Annotated in this window: 25 protein-coding genes; 13 read left to right on the top strand and 12 right to left on the bottom strand. The window is 63.6% G+C overall.

The window, feature by feature from the left end:
• Positions 1 to 19: 19 nt before the first annotated feature.
• Positions 20 to 325, top strand: a complete 306-nt coding sequence (locus OPC11_RS02520) for a hypothetical protein (RefSeq protein WP_007977657.1) — start codon at positions 20 to 22, stop codon at positions 323 to 325.
• Here the strand turns inward: OPC11_RS02520 and OPC11_RS02515 are convergent.
• From OPC11_RS02515 to OPC11_RS02505, 3 genes are all read right to left on the bottom strand, one after another.
• Entirely contained in the window at positions 322 to 861 is a 540-nt protein-coding gene (locus OPC11_RS02515; RefSeq protein WP_264780908.1) for a hypothetical protein, read from the bottom strand. The two genes, OPC11_RS02520 and OPC11_RS02515, sit on opposite strands and share 4 nt — an antisense overlap.
• Positions 862 to 955: 94 nt before the next feature.
• Positions 956 to 2,458 carry an RtcB family protein gene (locus tag OPC11_RS02510; protein ID WP_264780907.1) on the bottom strand — a complete coding sequence of 501 codons (1,503 nt, stop codon included), beginning with the start codon at positions 2,456 to 2,458 and terminating at the stop codon, positions 956 to 958.
• A 167-nt stretch (positions 2,459 to 2,625) separates the two neighbouring features.
• Positions 2,626 to 3,036: an archease gene (locus OPC11_RS02505; RefSeq protein ID WP_264780906.1), complete on the bottom strand. Its 411-nt coding sequence runs from the start codon at positions 3,034 to 3,036 to the stop codon at positions 2,626 to 2,628.
• Positions 3,037 to 3,138: 102 nt separating this feature from the next.
• Between OPC11_RS02505 and OPC11_RS02500 the strand changes: the two genes are divergently transcribed.
• The 4 genes from OPC11_RS02500 to OPC11_RS02485 all read left to right on the top strand — a co-directional run bounded on the left by OPC11_RS02500 (position 3,139) and on the right by OPC11_RS02485 (position 6,950).
• Positions 3,139 to 3,627, top strand: coding sequence for an N-acetyltransferase (locus tag OPC11_RS02500; protein WP_007977653.1), 489 nt, complete (start codon positions 3,139 to 3,141; stop codon positions 3,625 to 3,627).
• Positions 3,628 to 3,735: 108 nt separating this feature from the next.
• On the top strand, positions 3,736 to 4,908 hold the full coding sequence (priS, locus tag OPC11_RS02495) for a DNA primase small subunit PriS (RefSeq protein ID WP_007977652.1): 1,173 nt from the start codon (positions 3,736 to 3,738) through the stop codon (positions 4,906 to 4,908).
• Positions 4,905 to 5,873 (top strand): hypothetical protein, encoded by a 969-nt coding sequence (locus tag OPC11_RS02490; RefSeq protein ID WP_264780905.1) that lies wholly within the window; start codon positions 4,905 to 4,907, stop codon positions 5,871 to 5,873. The genes priS and OPC11_RS02490 overlap by 4 nt, the downstream gene beginning before the upstream one ends.
• A gap of 60 nt (positions 5,874 to 5,933) precedes the next feature.
• On the top strand, positions 5,934 to 6,950 hold the full coding sequence (locus OPC11_RS02485; protein ID WP_264780904.1) for a sodium:calcium antiporter: 1,017 nt from the start codon (positions 5,934 to 5,936) through the stop codon (positions 6,948 to 6,950).
• A gap of 9 nt (positions 6,951 to 6,959) precedes the next feature.
• Here OPC11_RS02485 and OPC11_RS02480 read toward each other — a convergent pair whose 3' ends face one another.
• The gene (locus OPC11_RS02480) at positions 6,960 to 7,595 is read right to left on the bottom strand and encodes a helix-turn-helix domain-containing protein (RefSeq protein WP_264780903.1); all 636 of its coding nucleotides are present in this window, start codon (positions 7,593 to 7,595) and stop codon (positions 6,960 to 6,962) included.
• Between the two features lie 98 nt (positions 7,596 to 7,693).
• Between OPC11_RS02480 and OPC11_RS02475 the strand changes: the two genes are divergently transcribed.
• Positions 7,694 to 8,764: a medium chain dehydrogenase/reductase family protein gene (locus OPC11_RS02475; protein WP_264780902.1), complete on the top strand. Its 1,071-nt coding sequence runs from the start codon at positions 7,694 to 7,696 to the stop codon at positions 8,762 to 8,764.
• A 453-nt stretch (positions 8,765 to 9,217) separates the two neighbouring features.
• Here the strand turns inward: OPC11_RS02475 and OPC11_RS02470 are convergent, their stop codons facing one another.
• Complete coding sequence (locus OPC11_RS02470; RefSeq protein WP_264780901.1) at positions 9,218 to 11,479, bottom strand: CDC48 family AAA ATPase; 2,262 nt, start codon at positions 11,477 to 11,479, stop codon at positions 9,218 to 9,220.
• Positions 11,476 to 11,718 (bottom strand): hypothetical protein, encoded by a 243-nt coding sequence (locus OPC11_RS02465; protein ID WP_007977646.1) that lies wholly within the window; start codon positions 11,716 to 11,718, stop codon positions 11,476 to 11,478. The genes OPC11_RS02470 and OPC11_RS02465 overlap by 4 nt, the downstream gene beginning before the upstream one ends.
• A gap of 183 nt (positions 11,719 to 11,901) precedes the next feature.
• Between OPC11_RS02465 and OPC11_RS02460 the strand changes: the two genes are divergently transcribed.
• Positions 11,902 to 12,678, top strand: a complete 777-nt coding sequence (locus tag OPC11_RS02460; RefSeq protein WP_007977645.1) for an alpha/beta fold hydrolase — start codon at positions 11,902 to 11,904, stop codon at positions 12,676 to 12,678.
• A 14-nt stretch (positions 12,679 to 12,692) separates the two neighbouring features.
• Here the strand turns inward: OPC11_RS02460 and panB are convergent, their stop codons facing one another.
• On the bottom strand, positions 12,693 to 13,502 hold the full coding sequence (gene panB, locus OPC11_RS02455; RefSeq protein WP_007977644.1) for a 3-methyl-2-oxobutanoate hydroxymethyltransferase: 810 nt from the start codon (positions 13,500 to 13,502) through the stop codon (positions 12,693 to 12,695).
• A gap of 104 nt (positions 13,503 to 13,606) precedes the next feature.
• Here panB and OPC11_RS02450 point away from each other — a divergent pair, with 104 nt between their 5' ends.
• On the top strand, positions 13,607 to 13,855 hold the full coding sequence (locus OPC11_RS02450; protein ID WP_069451051.1) for a DUF5822 domain-containing protein: 249 nt from the start codon (positions 13,607 to 13,609) through the stop codon (positions 13,853 to 13,855).
• A gap of 194 nt (positions 13,856 to 14,049) precedes the next feature.
• Positions 14,050 to 14,700, top strand: a complete 651-nt coding sequence (locus OPC11_RS02445) for a helix-turn-helix domain-containing protein (RefSeq protein WP_007977641.1) — start codon at positions 14,050 to 14,052, stop codon at positions 14,698 to 14,700.
• A 9-nt stretch (positions 14,701 to 14,709) separates the two neighbouring features.
• Here OPC11_RS02445 and OPC11_RS02440 read toward each other — a convergent pair whose 3' ends face one another.
• Both OPC11_RS02440 and OPC11_RS02435 read right to left on the bottom strand, forming a co-directional pair.
• A complete protein-coding gene (locus tag OPC11_RS02440; protein ID WP_007977639.1) occupies positions 14,710 to 15,228 on the bottom strand; it encodes an HAD-IA family hydrolase in 519 nt (172 codons plus the stop codon).
• Between the two features lie 72 nt (positions 15,229 to 15,300).
• Entirely contained in the window at positions 15,301 to 16,425 is a 1,125-nt protein-coding gene (locus tag OPC11_RS02435) for an acyl-CoA dehydrogenase family protein (protein WP_264780900.1), read from the bottom strand.
• Between the two features lie 152 nt (positions 16,426 to 16,577).
• Here OPC11_RS02435 and OPC11_RS02430 point away from each other — a divergent pair, with 152 nt between their 5' ends.
• The 4 genes from OPC11_RS02430 (at position 16,578) to OPC11_RS02415 (ending at position 18,878) form a co-directional block, all read left to right on the top strand.
• A complete protein-coding gene (locus OPC11_RS02430; protein ID WP_007977637.1) occupies positions 16,578 to 17,141 on the top strand; it encodes a hypothetical protein in 564 nt (187 codons plus the stop codon).
• A gap of 100 nt (positions 17,142 to 17,241) precedes the next feature.
• On the top strand, positions 17,242 to 18,075 hold the full coding sequence (locus OPC11_RS02425) for a hypothetical protein (protein WP_264780899.1): 834 nt from the start codon (positions 17,242 to 17,244) through the stop codon (positions 18,073 to 18,075).
• Between the two features lie 62 nt (positions 18,076 to 18,137).
• Entirely contained in the window at positions 18,138 to 18,386 is a 249-nt protein-coding gene (locus OPC11_RS02420; RefSeq protein ID WP_232423727.1) for a hypothetical protein, read from the top strand.
• Between the two features lie 60 nt (positions 18,387 to 18,446).
• On the top strand, positions 18,447 to 18,878 hold the full coding sequence (locus OPC11_RS02415) for an NUDIX domain-containing protein (RefSeq protein ID WP_007977633.1): 432 nt from the start codon (positions 18,447 to 18,449) through the stop codon (positions 18,876 to 18,878).
• 1 nt (position 18,879) lies between these two features.
• On the opposite strand, the gene OPC11_RS02410 is transcribed toward OPC11_RS02415, so the two are convergent.
• From OPC11_RS02410 to OPC11_RS02400, 3 genes are all read right to left on the bottom strand, one after another.
• On the bottom strand, positions 18,880 to 19,851 hold the full coding sequence (locus tag OPC11_RS02410; protein WP_007977630.1) for a sugar phosphate isomerase/epimerase: 972 nt from the start codon (positions 19,849 to 19,851) through the stop codon (positions 18,880 to 18,882).
• 109 nt (positions 19,852 to 19,960) lie between these two features.
• Complete coding sequence (locus OPC11_RS02405) at positions 19,961 to 21,034, bottom strand: Gfo/Idh/MocA family oxidoreductase (protein WP_007977628.1); 1,074 nt, start codon at positions 21,032 to 21,034, stop codon at positions 19,961 to 19,963.
• 127 nt (positions 21,035 to 21,161) lie between these two features.
• A complete protein-coding gene (locus tag OPC11_RS02400) occupies positions 21,162 to 21,365 on the bottom strand; it encodes a hypothetical protein (RefSeq protein ID WP_007977627.1) in 204 nt (67 codons plus the stop codon).

The following is a 21,365-nucleotide window of genomic DNA, read 5'->3' as shown; positions in this document are numbered from 1 at the left end:
CCGACGCTAATCGGTCATCATGACCGTCCCCGTTCGCTACTACTGTCCACACTGCGGTGCCATCGCAACGCTCCAACGCGATGCCCGCCTGGCCGACAAATCGGTCACGGCCGACCCCTTGGACGGGTGGGAGTACGCCAACGCCTACGACGAGTTCGAGGACGCGGACGGCGTGGAACTCGTCTGCGGCGCGAGCGAAACCGACGGTGACGGCTGTGGCGAACTGTACTACCTCAACTTCGTCCGCTACGAGAGGGGAGAAGAACTCGACCCGGACGTGCCGCTCCGACCCGAGGACGCGCCGAACTTCGATTTCAGAACTTAGCGTATCCGTAGCTGAAATCCCCACTCGTACGTGCCGCCGTCCACGTAGTACCTATCGACGAAGCGATAGCGTCCCGATGGATAACAGGTGTCCGACTCCTCGTGTGTCAACACTTCCCACTCGACGTGCGCTTCGTCGCCGGAACTGAACCGGCGATGTTCGGCCGCACCGCGTCCGGTTGACGGCGTTGCCCACCAACAACCGTCGTGGCGACTGCCCATCTCGGCTTCGTATTCGAGAACGAGTTTCGAGCCGTCGGGTCCGGCGGCGAGCGTGTCCGCGAACGGGCCGGGGTAGTTGAACCGAACGGTGCGAGGTTCGTCCCCCGTGTACTCGAAGTCGATTCGAATTCGCGGCGGATGCGCCGCCGTCTCGTCGGAGAGGAGCCTCGCCGAGAGCGTCGCCGGAAAGTCGGCCGGAACGGGGTCGTTTTCGATGGAAAAGCGGGACTCACCACGGGAGAGATGGAGGACGTCCCCGAGACAGCCAGCAGTCACGCTCGTTCCGACCGCGCCGAGTAACGCTCGTCGTCGCATGGGGTAGTTTCACTCCATAGATATCAAAATCTTTGGATTAGTAAAAGAAACGTTGTTCCTATCCGTTCGCGTAGGATTTCGTCGGGACGGCGCGTCAGCCTTTGATATTGCAGACGGGGAACGTTCGAGCGACCGTATCTCCGATTCCCAGCGCGTCCGATACGCGCACGACTTCATCCACGTCCTTGTAGACGCCCGGCGCTTCCTCCGCGACCGTCGCGCCGCTCTGGGCTTTGACGTAGATGTGCTCGCGTTCCAGTTCCTCCCGCACGTCCCCGCCCCAGTAGTCCTTCTTCGCTTGCGTTCGGCTCATCACTCGGCCCGCGCCGTGTGCGGTCGAGCCGAACCCAAGCTCCATCGACGCCTCGCCGCCGCGGAGGACGTAGCTCCCCGTCCCCATGCTGCCGGGGATGATGACGGGTTGGCCCACGTCGAGGTACGCGCCGGGCACCTCGGGGTGGCCCGCCGGAAAGGCGCGCGTCGCTCCCTTTCGATGGACGAACAGCTCTCGCTCCTCGCGCTCGACGGCTTCTCCGTCTCCCACTGGTCGGCCCTCCGGCCCAACCCTCACGACGTGCGTCTCCTTCTTGGCGATGTTGTGCGCCACGTCGTACAGCAGTTCCATCCCCATCGTCCGCCACGGCCGGTCGAACACGTCCTCGAACACCTCGCGCGTGCGGTGCATGACGAGTTGTCGGTTCACCCACGCGAAGTTGATGGCCGCCCCCATCGCCGCGTAGTACTCCTCGGCGAGTCGGCTTCCGGCGGGCGCGGCCGCGAGTTCCCTGTCCGGGAGTTTCGACAGCAGCCCCGAGTGCCGTTTCTCTATCTTCCGGAGGTAGTCGGTGCAGACCTGATGGCCCAGTCCGCGACTGCCACAGTGGATGAGCACGACGACTTGCCCCTCCGAGAGTCCGTACGCGTCGGCGACCTCCTCCCGGAACACGTCCGTCACGCGCTGGACTTCGAGGAAGTGGTTGCCGCTCCCGAGGCTCCCGAGTTGGTTCTTTCCTCGATTCTTCGCCTTCGTCGAAACGGCCGACGGGTCGCTCTCCTCCCGGACCCCCTCGTCCTCACAGTGCGCGAGGTCGGCGTCGGTCGCGTAGCCCTCGTCCAGCGCCCACGCCATGCCGCGCTCCAGCACCTCGTTCACGGTGTCGATGCCCGATTCGACGACGCCGCCGCCGCCCAACCCGGACGGGATGGCGTCGAACAGCGCGTCCACGAGTTCCTCCTCGTGGCCCCGCACGTCGTCCATCGTCAGATTCGTCCGCATCATCCTGACGCCGCAGTTGATGTCGTAGCCGACAGCTCCCGGCGAGATACAGCCGTTTTCGGCGTCGATTCCGGCGACGCCGCCGACGGGGAAACCGTATCCCTGATGACCGTCCGGCATGCAGACGGCGTACTTCGTCACCCCCGGCAACTGGGTCGCGTTCCGCAACTGCTGGAGCGTCTTGTCCTCGGCAATCTGGGAGAGCAGTCGCTCGCTGGCAAGGACGCGAGCGGGCGTTCCCATTTTCCCCTCCCGTGGAATCTCCCACACGTACTCCCGAACCCGTTCGAGCGTGACGTCCCCCGCCGTGTACGTCTTCATACGTGCTACTTCGAGGCACACGTGGGAAGGCGTTTCGGGGGTGATGAACTTCCCCGTCGTTTCGCGGCCGACGACGATTTCGTCCCGTTCTCCCCGTCCATTCCCCGTTCACCCCATCCGTTCGCCGTTCACACTCCTTTCTGCTGTTCACCCATCCATTCCGCCGTTCACACGTCGAACACGACGTAGGCGCGCCAGCCGTCGTCGGTCTCCTCGACGACCATCTCGGAGTAGGTGACGGCCTTGACCTCCCGCGCCGAGAGGTCGGCGAGCGGGACGCCGCGTGCGCTTCCGTTGAGATGCCAGCCGTCGCCGTCCTCGCGGACGCTCGCCTCGTTTTCGACTGGGAGCACGGCTCGGACGTCGCGCTGGTAGATGAGTTCGTCCAAGTAGTCGAACAGGAGCGCCTCCCGACTCTCGGCGCGCACGTCGAGGGCGAAGCGCGTTCCGCCCGCTGGGATGTCGTCGCACATGGCCGCCGCCATGCCGTCCGCAACGGCGGCGAACGCGTCGGAAATCGTCTCTCCGGTCGCTTCGACCCCGATATCGGCGGTGTGTTCTCGGAGCGCGTAGCTCATCGTCTATTCCTCGCTCGCTACCGGTTTGAGGCTTGCCACTCCGACATCTCGATGATTCGTATGCCGGTGGAATTATATTTGTCTGCCTGCTACTCCCTCGCAGTGAGCGTAAATATCGACACGCGCGTCGTCGGGCCGGGCGACAATCGCTACGTCGAGGAGGCGTGGCAGCTAAAAGAGCGCATCCGGCAGCGCGAGGGCGTGCTGAAACAACGACGGGGATTCTTCACGGACGCGTACCGCCGGTCGACCGTCTACTGCTACGTCACCGAGGACGACGACGGCGAACGACTCGTCGGGTTCGCGGCGGTCCGACGCGACGGATACATCCTCTTTCTCGCGGTCGCACCCGAGTTCCGGGGCGAAGGGTTCGGTCAACGGCTCGTCGCGAAGGTCGCGGACAATCACGCCTCCGTCACCTGTCACGCCCGAACGACGAACGAGAACGCACTCGACTTCTATCGACACCTCGGCTTCGCCGTCGAGCGTCGCATCGATAACTACTACGAAGACAGCGGCGACGCCTTCTACCTCCGACTGGGCGAAGAGGAAAGCATCGCCAAACGGCTCTCGGATTTCATGCGTAGCTAACCGTTCGGTTCCGACCACGCACGGCGGACCGGTGATATCGTCCCGAGCAGCGACCGCGTAATCCGAAGAAACAACGCTTTAATCAATCGGGTGTTTCATGAACGTACGATGGAAGAGCGGACGCGTGCGTATCTCCGAGGCCGGTTCCGTGACCACTACCGAACGGTAGCGCCGGAACTCCCGCCGGACGCCGACGAGCGCGAGTGGGGGTACATCCCGTGGACCACCGGACCGGGCACGACGATGGTTCGGCACAACTCCCTCCTCGACCTCGGCACCCTCGGCGGCTTTCTCGAACGCGAGCGTCCGCGACACGTCTACTTCTCCGCCGGTCGCTACCGCGACCCCGGTGCGGGGACGATGGACGCGAAGGGCTGGCAGAGCGCCGACCTCGTGTTCGACTTGGACGCGGACCACCTGCCGGGCGTCACGCCCGAAACCCCCTACGCCGACATGCTGGCTCGGTGTAAGGAGGAACTGCTCGACCTCCTCGACATCCTCGAACGGGATTTCGGCTTCGAAGACATGACGATAGTCTTCTCGGGCGGCCGCGGTTACCACGTCCACGTTCGGGACGAGGACGTCAAGGGGTTGGACCGCGAGGGACGGCGCGAAATCGTCGATTACGTCCGGGCGGGCGACGTGGACTTCGAATCGCTGGTGCAGTCGGAGACGGTCGCCGGAATCGGACTCAAGAACCCGACGCAGAAACGAACCCTGCCGACCAGCGGCGGGTGGGGCGGTCGCGTCCACGCGTACGTCAACTCGTTCGTGGACGACCTCCTGTCGATGGACGAAGCCGACGCCCTCGAACGGTTGCAGGAGTTCGACGGCATCGGCTCCGGCAAGGCGAAGGGAGCGTACAACGCCGCGACGAACAACCGCCGGGAGATAGACCGCGGGAACGTGGACGTTCACCCGGCTTTCTACCAACTCGCGCGGATTCTGGCCGACGACGTGTTCGCGGCCGAAAGCGCGGCGGTGGACGAACCCGTCACGACCGACACGCACCGCTTGATACGACTTCCCGGCAGCCTCCACGGCGGGAGCGGGTTGGAAGTGACGCGGATTCCGCGCGACGGACTCGACGATTTCGACCCGCTCCGCGACGCGGTCCCTGAGACGTTCCGGTCGCACGAAGTGACGGTCGAACTATCGTCCGAGGCGCACGTTTCGCTCGGTGGCGAAAGCTTTAGGCTCCCGGCGGGTGATGTATCGATTCCCGAATACGTCGCCATCTTTCTTATGGTGCGCGACCGGGCAGAAAAGGGGAAAGAATGAATCTCGACGAACTCCGCAGTGTGCAGAGCAAGGAGCGCTCGAAGGACAGCTTACAGCATCTGCGCGAGTCGTTTTACGCGGACGTCGGGGCCTACATCCGCGGCCTCCGCGAGGAGCGCGAGCGGGCCGCCGAACGGGCGGACGACCCGTTCGATTCCGCTGAAGTCAATCAACTCACCGACGAAATCAAGACCGCGGAGGAGGTCGTCGAGGCGGTGTACGAACGCCGCGTCGGCAAGGTCGTCAAGCGTGCGAGCCTCTCCGCGGCCGGAATTCCGGCCGACGAGGACGGACTGACCAGCGAGGAACAACAGCTGTTTGCGGACCTCGTAGACCGTATCGAGTCGAACAAGGCGACCGTTCTCGACGTGTTGGCTGGCAACGAGGGGAGCGCCGAATCGACGGCGAGCGCCTCGGACGCCCCCGACACGGCGGCCGCCGACCCGAGCGCACGTCCCTCGACCGCCTCGGACGCACCCGTCTCCGATACGATGGGTACCGATACGACCGCCTCCGACGCGAACGCCGCCGAATCCGAACCGGACCCCGCGGGCGACCGTCCGTCGGACGAGGCGGCCGCGATTGCGGGGGAGCACGACGCGGCCGCCTCGTCCCAGATGGACGAGTCTACGCCTCCCGAACCGTCGCCACCTAGCGAGGCGACCGCTCGGGAACCGGGAGAGGCGTCCGCGCCGGACGCGGACGCACCGGACGGACCGGAGTCCTCCGCACTATCCGAATCGTCCGCCCCATCCGCTTCGGCTTCGGATACTGGGCAATCCGCCGAATCGTCGGACTCGGACCCCGCGGACGACCGGACGACGGTCAGAATCACCCGCGATGTCGGGTCGATTCTCGGCGTGGACGAGCGCGAGTACGACCTCGAAACCGAGGACGTGGTTGCGCTCCCGTCCGAAAACGCGGGACCGCTCATCGAACGCGACGCGGCGGAAAAACTCGACTGATTCGCTTCGTTCGAGCGGCGACTGATTCGTTTTAAGACATCTCGATTCGAACGAGCGCGCATGGTCTCCGGATTCTGGTGGTACGTCCTCTTCGCGCTGGTCGGGACGGCGGTCGTCTGGAAGGGCAGCGACATGCTCGAACGGTCGAGCAAACGGCTGTCGCTGTACTTCGGCCTGCCGCCCGTCGTTCAGGGGGCCATCGTCGTCGCCGTCGGGTCGAGTTTTCCCGAACTGTCGAGTACGGTCGTCTCGACGTACGTACACGGCGCGTTCGATTTGGGCGTGAGCGCCATCGTCGGGTCGGCCATCTTCAACCTGCTCGTCATCCCGGCGCTCTCGGGTATCTTCGCCGATGGCGTCGAGGCGGACCGGTCGATAGTCTACAAGGAAGCGCAGTTCTACATGGTCGCCGTCGCGGTGCTCCTTATCACCTTCGCGCTGGCGGTTATTTACCACCCGGTGGCGAACACGCGCCTTCACGGAACGGTGACGTGGCAACTCGCGCTCATCCCCATCGCGTTCTACGGCGTCTACATCTTCACCCAGTATCAGGATACGCAGGACTACGACGCGGCGGCCCCGCCGAACGGCATCTCGCCCCTCCGCGAGGTCGTAACGCTCCTCGCCAGCCTCGCCCTCATCGCGGTTGCGGTGGAGGGGCTGGTTACGGCCGCGCTCGGGTTCGGCGACCTGTTCGGAACGCCGGACTTCATCTGGGGGCTGACGGTGGTCGCCGCGGGAACCAGCCTTCCCGATACGCTCGTGAGCGTCCGCGCCGCGACGGACAACGAGGGCGTGACCAGCATTGCGAACGTCCTCGGGAGTAACGTCTTCGACCTGCTCATCGCGGTTCCGGCGGGCGTGATGGTGGCCGGGGCGGCCGAGATAGATTTCTCCGTCGCCGTCCCGCTGATGGGTTTTCTCACGCTCGCCACCGTCATCGTGTTCGCCTTCCTCCGCACCGAACTCTCGCTCTCGAAAAACGAATCGTGGGGGTTGCTCGCCGTGTACTGCCTGTTTCTCGCGTGGATGCTGTTGGAGACGGTCGGCGTGACGCACGTCGTTCCGGGTGCGTGACTCGGGACGTTACAGCGGCGTTTCGTTCACGAACGCCTTGAGTATCCGCTCCTCCGCGCGGTGTGCCATGCCGCTGGCTGCGCCGGTCGTGATATCGAGTTCCGCCGCCAGTTCGGTCAGCGTACATCGACGCGGCGTATCGTAGTACCCCCGCTCGACGGCTTCGACCACGAACTCGCGCTGGGCGTCGGTGAGAAGGTTTCCGCGGCCGTCGGCGGTTTGGGAGAGCGAAAGCACTTCGAACGTCGCACCGATTTCCCGGAGTCGGTCCCCGAGGCGGGAGAGGTGTTCGTGTGAAACGGTCGCCGAGGCGACCATCTCCCCGTCTGTGACGGTAACGGGGCAGACGGGGACGACACCCGCATCGACGGTGGCGGCGTGCACGATGGACTCGGTGACGGTGTACTGGATCACGGCGGTTCGGCCCGCAGCGTGTAAGAGGTCGAAGGACCGAATTTCGTCGATGTCGTCGAGCGTCGCGGTGACGGCCTCGACGTCGTCGGTTTCGACTTCGAACACGCCGAACAGGCCGTCGCGTGCGTTCGTCACCGTCAAGAGCGTGAACTCGTCGTCGGGGCGTTCCGTGGAGAGCTTGATGAACCACTCCTCCGGGGGTGGGACTATCTTCAGACGAACGCTAGCCATGACTATCGTTCGGTCACCGACGCTAATCAACCGATTCATACCGGTGTTAACATGTTGAGACGCGAGTTGAATCGCGTCGGGGCGGTAGTGAGTACCGTATGACGACGGAAACGCGGAAGAAAACGAAAACCGGACCGACCGCCGAGCGAACCGGCGAAGGAAACATGGCCGTCACCGAAATCGTGATGCCGCGGATGGGCACTCCCGACGTGCTCACCCAGCGACGACGACCCCTCTCGTCGCCGAGCGACGACGAAGCAGTCGTCCGCGTCGAAGCTGCGGGGGTTTCGTTCGCCGAAGTGCAGATGCTCCGCGGACGGTACTTCAACCAGCCGAAATTCCCGTTCGTCCCCGGTTACGACCTCGTCGGGAGGGTGACCGAAGTCGGCGCGGACGTCACTGCAATCGAGCCCGGACAGCGGGTCGCGGCGCTCACCGAAACCGGCGCGTGGTCCGATTACGTCGTGCTCCCGGCCGGGAAACTGGCTCCGGTCCCCGACGAACTGGACCCGACCGCGGCCGTCGCGGTCGTAACCAACGGCGTGACGGCGTGGCAGATGTTGCACCGGGTCGCCGAGGTGAAAGCGGGGGAAACCGTGCTCGTTCACGGTGCGTCCGGCGGCGTCGGGACGCTACTCACCCGTCTCGCTCGACTCGCGGACGTTCGCGTTATCGGCACCGCCTCGGCGGAAAAGCAGGATGCGGTGCGGGAGTTGGGCGCGATTCCGCTGGAGTATCGAAACGACGACGTTCCCGCTCGCGTCCGGGAACTCGCGCCGGACGGGGTGGACGCCGTCTTCGACCACGTCGGTGGCACGGGATTGACGGACTCGTGGCGGATGCTCGGGTCGGGCGGAACGCTGATTTCCTACGGCGTGGCCGGAACGCTCGACGCGAAGGGACATCGGCTTCGTCCGTTCGCCCCGATCGTGGCCCGATTGCTGTTCTGGAAGCTCCTCCCGAACGGCCGCGACGCGACGTTCTACTACGTCGACCGCTGGCCGAAGTACTTCCGGGAGGACGTGACGAAACTGTTCGACCTTCTCGCTCGAGGTGAACTCGACGCCACCATCGACGAGCAGTTTCCGCTCTCCCGGGCGAGCGAAGCGCTCGAAAAACTTGACTCCGGCAGGGTAACCGGGAAGGTCGTCCTGATCCCGGACGGATAGGGTTTTTTCGATAGGTATCGCCACGACGAATCGATTCGCCAAAAGAGTCCGGTAAGCGACAGTTCGTACGAGATATCGACAGCACCCCGACAGGCAGTCGACACAGCCGCCAGAAGTAGCAACCGAGACTGTTGCAAAAATCTCAACCGACACAAAGCTCCGAAAATCGCCCGGTGACACAACCGCCAGTCGCTAGCATCTCCACCGAAAGACCTGCGGTCTTTCGAGCCATCACAATCGCGCGGCGATTGTGAGACACCGGAAAATCGAAGATTTTCCGGGCCGACGAACCCCCGGAGTCCTGCTGAACGAAGTGAAGCAGGGCACGGAAGACCTCCGGTCTTCCGGAGGGGGTGAGGAGCGCTTTTGATCGACATTTTGCTAGGAAGCCGTCAGGGGATGACGACAACCGCCGTCGTCATCCCTGATCGCGACCGCAGCAAAAGGTCGTGCTCATTGGAACGTTCGACCCAACTGCTCTTTCGTCTCGGGTTCCGCGGTGTCGAACCGCTCTTCGATTTCCGCGTAGCGTTCGCGGGTCTCCTCGGTGACGCTGGGCGTCACCTCGTCGAGCGCGTCCTCGAAGTGCTCCGCGGTGATGCGGACGTTACCGACGCTCTCGCCGATGTCGTCCGGCGAGACGCTCTCGATGAACTCGCGGCTGGCGGCCATCGCGGCCTCGCGGCAGACGGCTTCGATGTCGGCACCGACGTAGCCGTCGGTTTGCTCCGCGAGTTCTTCGAGGTCAACGTCGTCGGCCAGCGGCTTGTGGCGGGTGTGGACCTCGAAGATGGCGAGGCGCGCCTCCTCGTCCGGCACGGGCACGTGGACGTGACGGTCCAACCGTCCCGGACGCAGGAGCGCCGAGTCGATGAGGTCGGGGCGGTTCGAGGTGGCGATAACCACGACGTCTTCGAGTTCTTCGAGGCCGTCGAGTTCGGTCAGCAGTTGCGAGACGACGCGCTCGCTGACCTGCGTGCCACCGCCGCCGTCGCGGCCGCGCTCCGTCGCGATGGAGTCGATCTCGTCGAAGAACACCACGGTCGGGGCGTTCTCGCGGGCCTTGCTGAACACTTCGCGGACGCCTTTCTCGGACTCACCGACCCACTTCGACAGCAGTTCGGGACCCTTGATCGAGATGAAGTTGCTGTCGCTCTCGTTGGCGACAGCCTTCGCCATCAGGGTCTTTCCGGTTCCGGGCGGCCCGTACATCAGGACGCCTTTCGCGGCCTGCATGTCGAGCGCCTGAAACACCTCGGGGTAGTCGAGCGGCCACTGGATGGTCTCGCGGAGGCGTTCCTTGGTGTTCTCCAAGCCACCGACGTCCTGCCACGTCACGTCGGGAACTTCGACGAACACCTCGCGGAGCGCCGAGGGTTCGATGCCCTTCAGCGCCTCCTTGAAGTCCGCTTCGGTGACCTTCAGCGACTCCAGTACGTCCGCCGGAATCTCTTCCGAATCGAGGTCGAGTTCCGGACGGACGCGCCGGAGCGCGTTCATCGCGGCTTCGCGAGCCAACGATTCGAGGTCGGCACCGACGAAGCCGTGAGTGTTGTCGGCGTACGCCTCCAAGTCCACGCCGTCGGCGAGCGGCATCCCGCGGGTGTGAACCTGCAGGATTTCGAGGCGGCCCTCGCGGTCCGGCACGCCGATTTCGATTTCGCGGTCGAAGCGACCACCGCGGCGAAGCGCGGGGTCCACCGCATCGACGCGGTTCGTGGCCGCGATGACCGTCACTTCACCGCGCTCTTCGAGGCCGTCCATCAGCGAGAGGAGCTGTGCGACGACGCGGCGTTCCACGTCCCCGCCCGCTTCCTCGCGCTTGGGCGCGATGGAGTCGAGTTCGTCGATGAAGATGATAGCGGGGGAGTTCTGTTCGGCCTCCTCGAACACCTCCCGCAGTTGCTCTTCCGACTCGCCGTAGTACTTCGACATGATCTCCGGCCCGGAGATGGTCTGGAAGTAGGCGTCGATTTCGTTGGCGACGGCCTTCGCCATCAGGGTCTTCCCGGTTCCCGGCGGGCCGTGGAGCAGAACGCCCTTCGGCGGGTCGATGCCGAGGCGGCTGAACAGCTCCGGGTGGCGCATCGGGAGCTCTATCATCTCACGAACCTGTTCGAGTTCGCGCTCCAGACCGCCGATGTCCTCGTAGGTCACGTCCGGTCGGGCTTGACCGCCCGCACCGCCACCGGCCGTAATCTCCTCGGCCGGGCGTTCGCTGATCTGAATCTCGGTGGCGTCGGTGACGACGACGGTTCCGTCCGGGTCGGTTTCGGCGACCTTGAGCGGAATCGACTGGCCGGAGCCCATTCCCATCAGGCCGAAGCCGAACGGAATCGCCTGCCCTTGGGTGATGGCTTGCCCGCTCAGCTTATCGCGGATGTGCGGGGCGATGTTCCCGCGAATCTGGAGGTTCTGCGGGAGCGCTATCGTGACCCGGTTCGCCGGGTTCACGTCGGCTTTCTCGATGCTCACTTTGTCGTCGATGCCGACCCCGGCCTCCTGCCGGAGCTTCCCGTCGATACGGATGATACCGCGACCTTCGTCCTCGGGGTAGCCGGGCCAAACCCGCGCGACAGCACGACCCTGCCCATGCCCCTCGATGACAATATAGTCGCCGTTTTCGACACCCAACTCCTCCATGGAGCGTCGATCAACCGCCGCGAGTCCGCGACCCGCGTCCTTCTGCTTGAGCGGTTTGACTGTAAGTTTCATTGTCCCACCTCGATAGTGAGGACACCATTGTTGATAAACGCTTGCGCGTCACCGTCCGGTAGCTCGATTTCGCTTTGGAAACTCTCGCCGTCGCGCTCCACGACGACGATTGCGGCGTCATCCAGCACGTCGACCGACACCTCTGCCGTGCCGAAATCCGCGACGATGAGCTCTTCGTCGCCGTACTCGTAGCGGCGTGCAATACTGTCTTCTTGCTGTGATATTCGTTCGAGCGTCATCTTTAGCTAACCTTGGGTTAGTTGCGCTTCTATAAAAATGTTTCGTATATTGGGGCGGTGCTGTATGGCGATTCTATGATTTACCCCTGAAATGCGGTTCACACTGCTCACCCTAATTTGATGCGAATCGTAGCCGACAGTACGAGGTCGAACTTTATGCTTCGTGCGTGAGAACGAGATGATATGGAGTCGGTCACACATCACGACCGGAGGACGGTGTATCGCGTCGCGGACCGCGGTGGGGAGGGGTCCCCCGTCTTGTTCGTTCACGGCAGCGGCGGCAGCCACGAAATCTGGAAGGCGCAACTCGCTCGCCTCGCGTCCGAGTTTCCCGTCGTCGCGGTCGATTTGAGCGGTCACGGGGAATCGGACGACGTGGACGCCGACCCCGGCTGGAGCACCTTCTCCGCGTACGCCGACGACGTGCTGGCGGTCGCGGAGGAGACGGGTGCGCGAACCCTCGTCGGCAATTCGCTCGGCGGGGCGGTCGTCATGCACCTCGTTCTCGAACGGGGATTCGACGCCGATGCGCTCGTCCTCGCCGGAACGGGCGCACGGCTGTCGGTGTTGGACGACCTGCTCACGTGGTTGGACGACGATTTCGACCGCGCCGTCGAGTTCCTCCACGACGACGACCGACTCTTTTACGACCCGGACGACCGGTACGTCGAACTGTCGAAGGAGTCGATGTACGAGGTCGGACAGCGGGTCACGAGCCGCGATTTCCACTCGTGTCACACCTTCGATGTCCGCGACCGATTGGGCGACATCACCGCACCCACGCTCGCCGTCGTCGGCGAACACGATATGCTCACGCCGCCGTGGTATCACGAGTTTTTGGCCGACAACGTACGGGACGGCCGCTACGCGGAAATCGAGGACGCGGCGCATCTCGCCATGCTCGAAACGCCGGACGCGTTCAACGAAACGCTCGTGGAATTCCTAGAGGACGTTCGATAAAATCGACAACGGCGTCAGTACACGCCGTCCAACTCGTCCTCGACGTGACTGTGTTCCTCGGCGGGGAACTCGCCCGACTCGACCTCCTCCCGGAAGGCCGACACCGCGCGTTTCATCTCGCCTTTCACGTCACCGAACTGCTTCGAAAAGGGAGGACTCCAGTCGCCCAATCCGACGGCATCGTTGATGACGAGGACCTGTCCGTCGGTGTGCGGTCCCGCCCCGATACCGATGGTCGGGATGTCGAGTTCTGTCGTAATCGTTTCGGCGAGGTTCGCCGGGACGTGTTCGAGGACGAGCGAAAACGCCCCCGCCTCCTCGTGTTCCTTGGCGAGAGTGAGGATTTCGTCCGCGTCTTCCCGCGTCGTTCCCTGTCGAACGTGGCCCACCTGATTGACGCTTTGAGGTGTCAGCCCGAGATGGGCCATCACCGGGACGCCGAGGTTCGAGAGCGTCTCCGTGAGCTCGACGGTGTGTGGCCCGCTCTCGATTTTGACGGCGTTCGCGCCCTCCTCTTTCAGCATCCGACCCGCGTTTTCGACGGCGCTCTTCTCGTCGTAGCCGAAGCTAAGGAACGGCAGGTCGGCGACGACGAGGGCATCCTCCGTCCCCCGGACGACCGCGCCGGTTCGACTGGCAACTTCGTCTACCGTCACCGGCAGCGTCGAATCGTACCCGAGGACTGCGTTTCCCATGCTGTCGCCCACGAGTATCATATCGACACCGGCGTCGTCCACGATGGCCGCGGTCGGCGCATCGTAGGCCGTCAGCATCGTGATCGGCTCTTTTCCCGCCTTGGCGCGGATGTCCCTCACCGTTGGCATACATCGAACTCTACGGCCCGACGGCTTAACGTGCCCGGTCGGTGATGGGTTCGCCGAAATCCGACCTGACAACTCTTAAGCCGACGCGGTTCCCGCGTTCACTCGTGCCTGAACCAGTCGAAACCCACAGTCCCGACGGCATCGACTACGGATGGGTGATGCAGGTGACGTTCGTCACCACCATCGTCGTCGGTGCGCCACTCGTCGCACTCCTCGCACTCTTCTCCGGCGTCTCGCTTCCGACGTGGGCATCGCGCGTGTCGTTCGCGGTTCGAGTCGGTGCGATTGTCTGGTTTATCACCGCAATCGGTGTTTTTCTCTACGCTCGCACCCATCAAACCGTCGGACGGTGACGTTCATCAAAAACGTACAATGTTACACGTTTCCAAACGAGAGCGCACGTTTTCTGGGAAATTTTGGATGTGTACGAAATCCGATGTGTTTTCGACTGCCCCACTTTCCGTCCGCGATTTTCTATTTCGTCACCTCGAGTATCTATAATCGCACGGCCAATAAGGGTATTAACCACAACTCCTGAGAAAGGGCTATGACGGGAACCATAGCCGAAGTGGCGTTTCCCGCCGAACGGTTTGCCCTCGGTCACACGCTCGATGCGCTCGATTCGGTTCGGTTCGACATCGAGCAGGTGGTTGCATACAATCACAACCACCTCATGCCCTTCGTCTGGGTAGGAACGGACAACAGACAGGGCATCGAAACCGCGCTCACCGCGGACGAGAGCGTACGCGATTTCCAACTCGTTGGAGAGTTCGACACGGAATGTCTGTATCGTTTGGAGTGGGTGAAGGATATCGACGTACTGATTCAGATACTCGTCGAGGAGAACGGAACGGTGCTGGCCGCGACGGGGAAAGAAGACACGTGGAAGTTCCGGTTGCTGTTCAGCAACCACGACGCCGTGACTCGCACGTACGAGTACTGCCGTCGCCGGGGTATCGACCTCGAACTCCAGAACATCCACGAGTTTTCGAAGGGGAGAACGGGACGGTACGGACTCACGCAGAGTCAACAGCAGACGCTCATGCTCGCGTACGAGACGGGGTACTATTCCATTCCGCGAAGCGCGTCGGCCACCGACCTCGCCGATTCGCTCGGCGTGACCCATCAATCCATCTCGGAGAAACTGCGGCGCGGACACGCGAACCTCCTGAAGAACACGCTCGCGCTCAATCAGTAGCCGATAGCGCTACACGTACTCGAACGCGACGCCCGCTCGTTCTGCCGTCAGTTCGTCACGCGGAGAGTCGCCGATAAACAGTGCCGGGCCGTCGATTCCCAGCGTCCGGAGCGTCGCCCGAAGCGGTTCCGGGTCGGGCTTTCGCGTCGGAACGGAATCGCGGCCGACGACCGCATCGACGGCATCGGCGAGGCCGTGCGTTTCGAGGCTGACGTGACAGGAGGCCTCGCAGTTCAGCGAACACACGCCGACCGGAACGTCGCGTCGAAGCAGTTCGTCGGCGTGCGGCAGTCGCTTCGAGCGCCGCGCGCCGAGACACTCGTGGTCGCCGATGACCGACTCGACCGCCCCACGGGCGTTCGCCTCGTCTGCCAAGTCCAACATCGCCCAGAGGTCCGCACCGCTCGCGTCGACGCCGTGGTCGGAGAGGACGTCGGCGACGTCCCGCGCGACCTGTTTCCAGTTGACGACGAGGTTCACGAGCGTCCCGTCCAAGTCGTACACGACCGCCGAAACGTCGTCTATCACGGTCGTCGGTAGGGAAGGGGAGAGCAAAGGGACTTCGGTCGGCGACGGTCCCGGTTTCCCGGCGGTCTCGCCTCAGTCGAGGAGGTCGCGGGCGATGACCTTCTTCTGAATCTCCGAGGTGCCCTCGTAGATGGTCGTAATCTTCGAATCGCGGTAGAACCGCTCCACGTCGAAATCGGTCGTGTAGCCGTAGCCGCCGTGAATCTGGACCGCCTCGTTCGTGATTTCGACGGCGGACTCGCTGGCGAAGTACTTCGCCATGCTCGCGGCCGCTGCGTGGTCCTCGCCGTTATCCGCACGGCGGGCCGCATCGCGGGTCAACAGTCGCCCCGCCTGCAACTTCGTCTGCATGTCGGCGAGTTTGTGCCGGATGGTCTGGATGTCTGCGATTGGCCGGTCGAACTGCTCGCGGTCCTGTGCGTACTCCACGGCCTGGTCGAGCGCCGCTTGCGAGAGACCGACCGCCTGACTGGCGATGCCGATGCGCCCGCCGGTCAAGATGTGGAACGCCGCGGACAGCCCTTTGCCTTCCTCCGTCAACCGATACTCGGCGGGAATCCGAACGTCGTCGAAGATGAGGCTGGTCGTATCGCTCGCCCGCAGGCCGAGTTTCTCTTCTTTCTTGCCGACTTCGACGCCCGCGTCCTTCGGGACGACGAACTGCGTGACGCTCCGCGGGTCGTCGCGGTCCGTCTTGGCGAACAGGACGATGACGTCGGCCCGCTTGCCGTTCGTTATCCACTGCTTCTTGCCGTTGATGACGTACTCGTCGCCCTCGCGGCGCGCTTCCGTGGACATCTCGGCCGGGTTCGACCCCGCTTCGGGTTCCGACAGCGCGAACGCGCCGACCGGCCGACCCTTCGCCATGTCGGGGAGCCAGCGTTCTTTCTGTTCCTCGTTGCCGAACTCCGCGAGACAGGAGGTTGCGAGACAGTGGACCGACAGCGCCGTCGCAACCGACAGGGTGCCGTAGGCGACCTCCTCGTTGACGACGCTGTACGTCAATTTGTCCACGTCGAGTCCGCCGTACTCCTCGGGGACCGTCAGTCCCATCATATCGAGTTCGGCGAGACCGTCCCACACGTCCTCCGGGAACTCCTGTTTCTCGTCGCATTCGGCCGCGACCGGTCGAATCTCCTCGACGGCGAACTCCCGAACCACGTCCCGAATGGCTCGCTGTTCCGCTGAAAGGTTCATGATGGTTCTTCGAGTGCCGGAGGAAAAAGGTACCCGTTCCACGCCGTCCGCGTGCCGTGTTCGCACCGCGACAACGACGCACATCGCCGTCAGGACGGGTACAGATTCGAAAAAGCGACACGTTAATCCTTCCTGCGTGTCACGGTGTACCTATGCGGATTCGAGAGTGGCAGGACATCTTGCAGGACGTCGTTGACCGGAGCGTCGACCCCGAGGGGTGGCGGGCCGCCGGCGGACAACGAGCCGGTGGCGTCGGCGAGGACCTGTATCTCGGCCATCCGAACGCCGGTCTCTACCACCTGAAGACCTACGCGAAAAACCCGTATCAGGTGCGAGGCGTCGGCACGCACGTCGCCCGAAAACTCGACGACGAAATCGGGAGCTACCTCCCCGAGAAGGACTTCCGGGACGGACGATTCGCCGTGCGGAACTCCGAGGAGAAGCGCCCGGACGAAAACGAGATGGAAGCGCGCGCGAAGCGCGTCGAGGAAACCATCAAGGCGCACGCCGACGCGCCGACGTCGGGGGCGGACCTCTTCGACGACGTGATGGAGGCGCTCGAAAGTCCGGCGTTCGGGCCGATGGAGTTCGACGGCTACGACCGTCCCGACGCCGTTTCCGACCTCGCGGAGACGTTCGAGGAGTCGGAAAAGTTGCTGAACGAGGAGTTGGACGACCTCATCGACGAGGATGAAGTCGGCCGTGGATTCCAGTAACGTTTCTCGATTTACTCTCCGACGATGAACCGGTCAGGAGACTCACCGGTGGCGAAACCGATAGTAGCGCTGAGCGAGTAATGGAAATAGTGACCTTCTGATGCGTGTGACCCATCCCGACCTCACGGTCACCGACGGTGAATCGAGAACCGGCGGACGAGTGATCGCGCTCATCGGTCTTCTGCTGTCGATGGTCGTTATCATCGACCTCTTTCTCCGTGCGGAGTCGGTGTGGTTCCCGGAGTTCATCATCGAGATGACGCTCTCGGCGATGCTGGTTTTCGTCGGCTACCGGCTCACGAGAAGCGACCTCGATGCGACCACGCTCCGACGGGTGGACGTTTCATGCCTCAAAGGAATGGTGGCGCTCGGTATCTTCGCCGCGGGCGTCATCGTCACGGCGAAAGTCTCCGGGTGGCACATCGCAAACCCCTATTTTCTCGCACAGACCTTGGTGACGAGCGGCGCTCTGTTGGGATTGGTCGTCGGCATCGCCGGGTTGGTCGGTCCCCTTCGCCCTGACCCGGGTGACTCGCGGGACGAATCCGACGCGTCCTCGGCCGACCCGGAGGAGGTGCCGAGCACGGAGCCGACCGATTCGGCGCTCACGCGGTTACCGACGGCCGACGTCGACGACATCGACGTTCCGTCCGGCGTGATGGACGATTGGCTCGACGTGTTGGCGGACCGTCGATGCCGGTACGTGCTTCGAATGGCGATGGACGCCCCCGACGGCGTGCTCACGGTCGAGGAGTTGACGTCCGGCGACGAACTCCGGTCGATGTCGCTCGAAGCGAACCTTCGACACGTCACGCTCCCGAAGTTGTGGGACGTTCACCTCATCGACTACGACGACCGGACGGGGACTGTTCGCTACGACGCCCCGCCCGCGTTCGAGACGCTTTTCGAGGTCGTCGAGCGCTACCGCCAGTGATTCCGCGGTGTCCCGCCGGGATTTAAGCACCTGCCTCACGCTTCCTCTCTCATGCGGGGAGTATGCGCAGGCGACGAGACGCGTTCCGTCCGGACGAGCAGGGGACGATAATGGTCGGTCCGATGTCACGGGAGGAGCGGTCGGCCGCGATGCTTCGCCTGAAGATAGCGGTCGTCCTGCTCGTCGGCGCGTCGGGGGGCCTCATCGCATTCCACGGCGGCGCGAGCGTCCTCGGTCTCGTCGCCGCAACCGTCGGCGGATTGGTCGTCGGCGCGCTGTTGACGTGGTACCTGAGTTGGATCGTTCGCTGAACCGCTTCCGTCGCCGATTCGACACGCTTATCACACACTTCCCGACTCTTCACGAACCCGATGCCCGAAAACCGAATCCGCGTTTCCGCTCGCGGCCTCGTCCGGCGCGACGACGACCTCCTCGTTGCTCGGGAGACGCCCCCCGACGGAGACACACCGTTTTACTATCCGTTGGGCGGCGGCGTCGAGTTCGGCGAGCACAGTGAGGACGCCTTGCACCGCGAGTTCGACGAGGAGTTGGGCGTCTCGCTCTCGAACGTCTCCCACTTCGAAACCTACGAGGGAGTGTTCGCGTCCGGCGGCCGACGCCACCACGAAGTGTGGCGCGTCTACGAGGCTGACATCGTGGAGTCGTGGCCGTACGAGCGAGACGAATTCACGGGGTACGAGGTCGAGTTCGACGAAGAAATAGCGTGCGTCTGGAAGTCCGCGGATGCGTTCGGTGAAGGCGACGAGACGCTGTATCCCGAGGCGCTCGTCCCGGACCTCTGAGCTATTCCGCCCAGTACGCCTCGCCGGGCGTGGTTCGGAAGACGGCCCGCTGGAGCAGTTCGACGGCTTTCTCCAACCCTTCGCGCGAACTGGTGAGCGAGTCCTCGTGTTCGATGGAGAGCGCGCCGTCGTAGTCCACGAGGCGGAGGGCGCTCACGATGTCCTTCCAGTGCCCCTCGCCGTGACCGTAACCCACCGAGCGGAACAGCCACGAACGGTTGGCCTCCTCCGTGTACGGCGTCGTGTCGAGGACGCCCTTGTAGCGGGCTTGGGATTCGTAGACCTTCGTGTCCTTGGCGTGGAAGTGGTGGATGGCGTCGTGTTCGCCGAGGAAGCGGATGGCTTCCGGCACGTCGATACCTTGCCAGTAGAGGTGGCTCGGGTCGAAGTTCGCGCCGACGCGCTCGCCCGTCGCGTTGCGGAGTTCGAGCATCCCGGCGGGTTCGTGGACGAGCATGTTCGGGTGCATCTCGATGGCGAGGTCAACGTCGTGGTCGTCGGCGAACGCCTCCAGTTCCTGCCAGTACGGAATCGCCACGTCCTCCCACTGGTATTCGAGCGCTTCCTCGTGTTCCGAGGGCCACGGTGCGGTTATCCAGTTCGGGTACTCGTCGTTCGGGCCACCCGCGGGCAGGCCGGAGAAACAGGTGACGGTGCCGACGTCCAACTGGTCGGCGAGCCGAATCGCTTCGCGGAGTTCGGTGTCGGCTTCCTCCGCCTCCTCGTCGTCCGGGTGCAGCGGGTTGTTGTGCGTCGCCAGCGCGCTGATTCGCATGTCGTACTCGGCGAGCAGGTCGTGGAGTTCGTCCTGTGCCTCCTCGTCGTCCAGATACTCGTCCCGCGGGAGGTGGGTGTCGCCGGGGTAGCCACCCACGCCGGGTTCGATGGCGTCCACGCCGATGTCGTTAAGATACGCGAGGGCGTCTTCGAGCGATTCGCCGTACAGTGGTGGTGTGTGAACGCCGATGTCCATGATAGAACCGATTACTCCGTTCGGGAATAAAATTTTGGTGCGATGGATTACACCACCGGTGCACCGGGTTCGAGTCCGCCCCCACGAATCCCGTCGAACCCCGACCGCGCTACTCCTGTGACAACTGCACGGCCTGTTCGTCCTGCGAGGAACGGTAGATGGCGTCGATGACGCGCTGGACGGTCAGTGCCTGCTCGATGGTGTTCATCTTCGGCGCGACGCCATCCCGTACCGCCTCGAAGAAGACGCGCTGTTCCGCCTTGTGCGCGTCCTCCTGTCGCGTCTTGACGTGCGAGTCCGAGAAGTGGTCCGCACCGACCATGCTCGTCTCGTAGATGGTGAGCGAGTCGTCGTGCTTGTCGAAGCTCGCACCCGCGTCCGTTCCTCGCACGAAATACTCCTCGCTCGACGAGCGGTTCGCGGCCCACGCGACTTCGAGCGAGATGGTTTTGCCACCTTCACAGCGGATGAACGCGGTCACGGAGTCGTCTACGGTGAACGCGCCCGAGTCGGTGTCGTCGCCCCACATTTCGAGGTAGGTGTAGTCGTCGCGGTCGCCGAACTGCGAGCGAACCTCGCCGCTGACTTCCTTCACGTCCGGGAAGTCGTGGAGGTGCAACGCGAGGTCGATGGCGTGGACGCCGATGTCGATGAGGGCACCGCCACCGGCCACGTCACGGTTCGTGAACCACGAGCCGCGGCCGGGGATGCCGCGCCGACGGATGTAGTTCGCCTCGACGTGGCGCGTCTTCCCGAAGCGGCCTTCGTCCTGATAGCCCTTGATGACCTCGACCGGGTTCCGGAAGCGGTTGTGGAAGCCGACCATACAGAAGCCCTCGGCGTTCCGCGCCGCCTCCGCGATGCGCTCTGCGCTCTCCAACGTGTGCGCGAGCGGCTTTTCGAGAAGGACATCGAGACCCGCATCGAGCGCGGAGATGGCGTACTCCTCGTGGAATTTGTTCGGCGTCGTGACGATCACGGCGTCGATGTCCGACTCGTACAGTTCCTCGTAGCTCTCGAACGAGCGGGTGTCGTACTTCTCGGCGAATCGGGCGCGCGCGTCGGGGTTGATATCGACACCGCCGACTATCTCGTGGCGCAGATCAGTGATTCTATCGGCGTGATAATGTCCAATATTTCCGAGACCGACGAACCCAACTCGAACCGGCTCACTGGCACTCATAGTTACCGCTCACCGGTGAGACGGTGTTATTCTTTTCCTTTCGTCGTCTCTCTCGGCCGTGACTGATAAGTCGGATGGCAGTATTTGCCGCGGCCGGACTGAACTCGGGTGGTCGAACGGGAACACGTTAGTACAACTGCTGTTTCTTCTCGTCGCGTTCGCGCTCACGTTCTTCCTCCGCCTTCTGGGCCTCGCGCTCGGCGATCATTCCCCGAATTCCGGGGATGATCTTGTTCTTCAGGTCGAGCCCGAACGACACGACGCCGTACGCCCAGAAGAAAAACAGGAGCGTCCCGGCTCCCAGATAGTACCAACCGAGTTCGGTCACCAT

The organism is Haladaptatus sp. T7 (assembly GCF_026008575.1).
Lineage (GTDB): Archaea > Halobacteriota > Halobacteria > Halobacteriales > Haladaptataceae > Haladaptatus > Haladaptatus paucihalophilus.
Note: the sequence above shows the minus strand (reverse complement) of the source record. Positions and strands in the feature narration are given on the sequence as shown.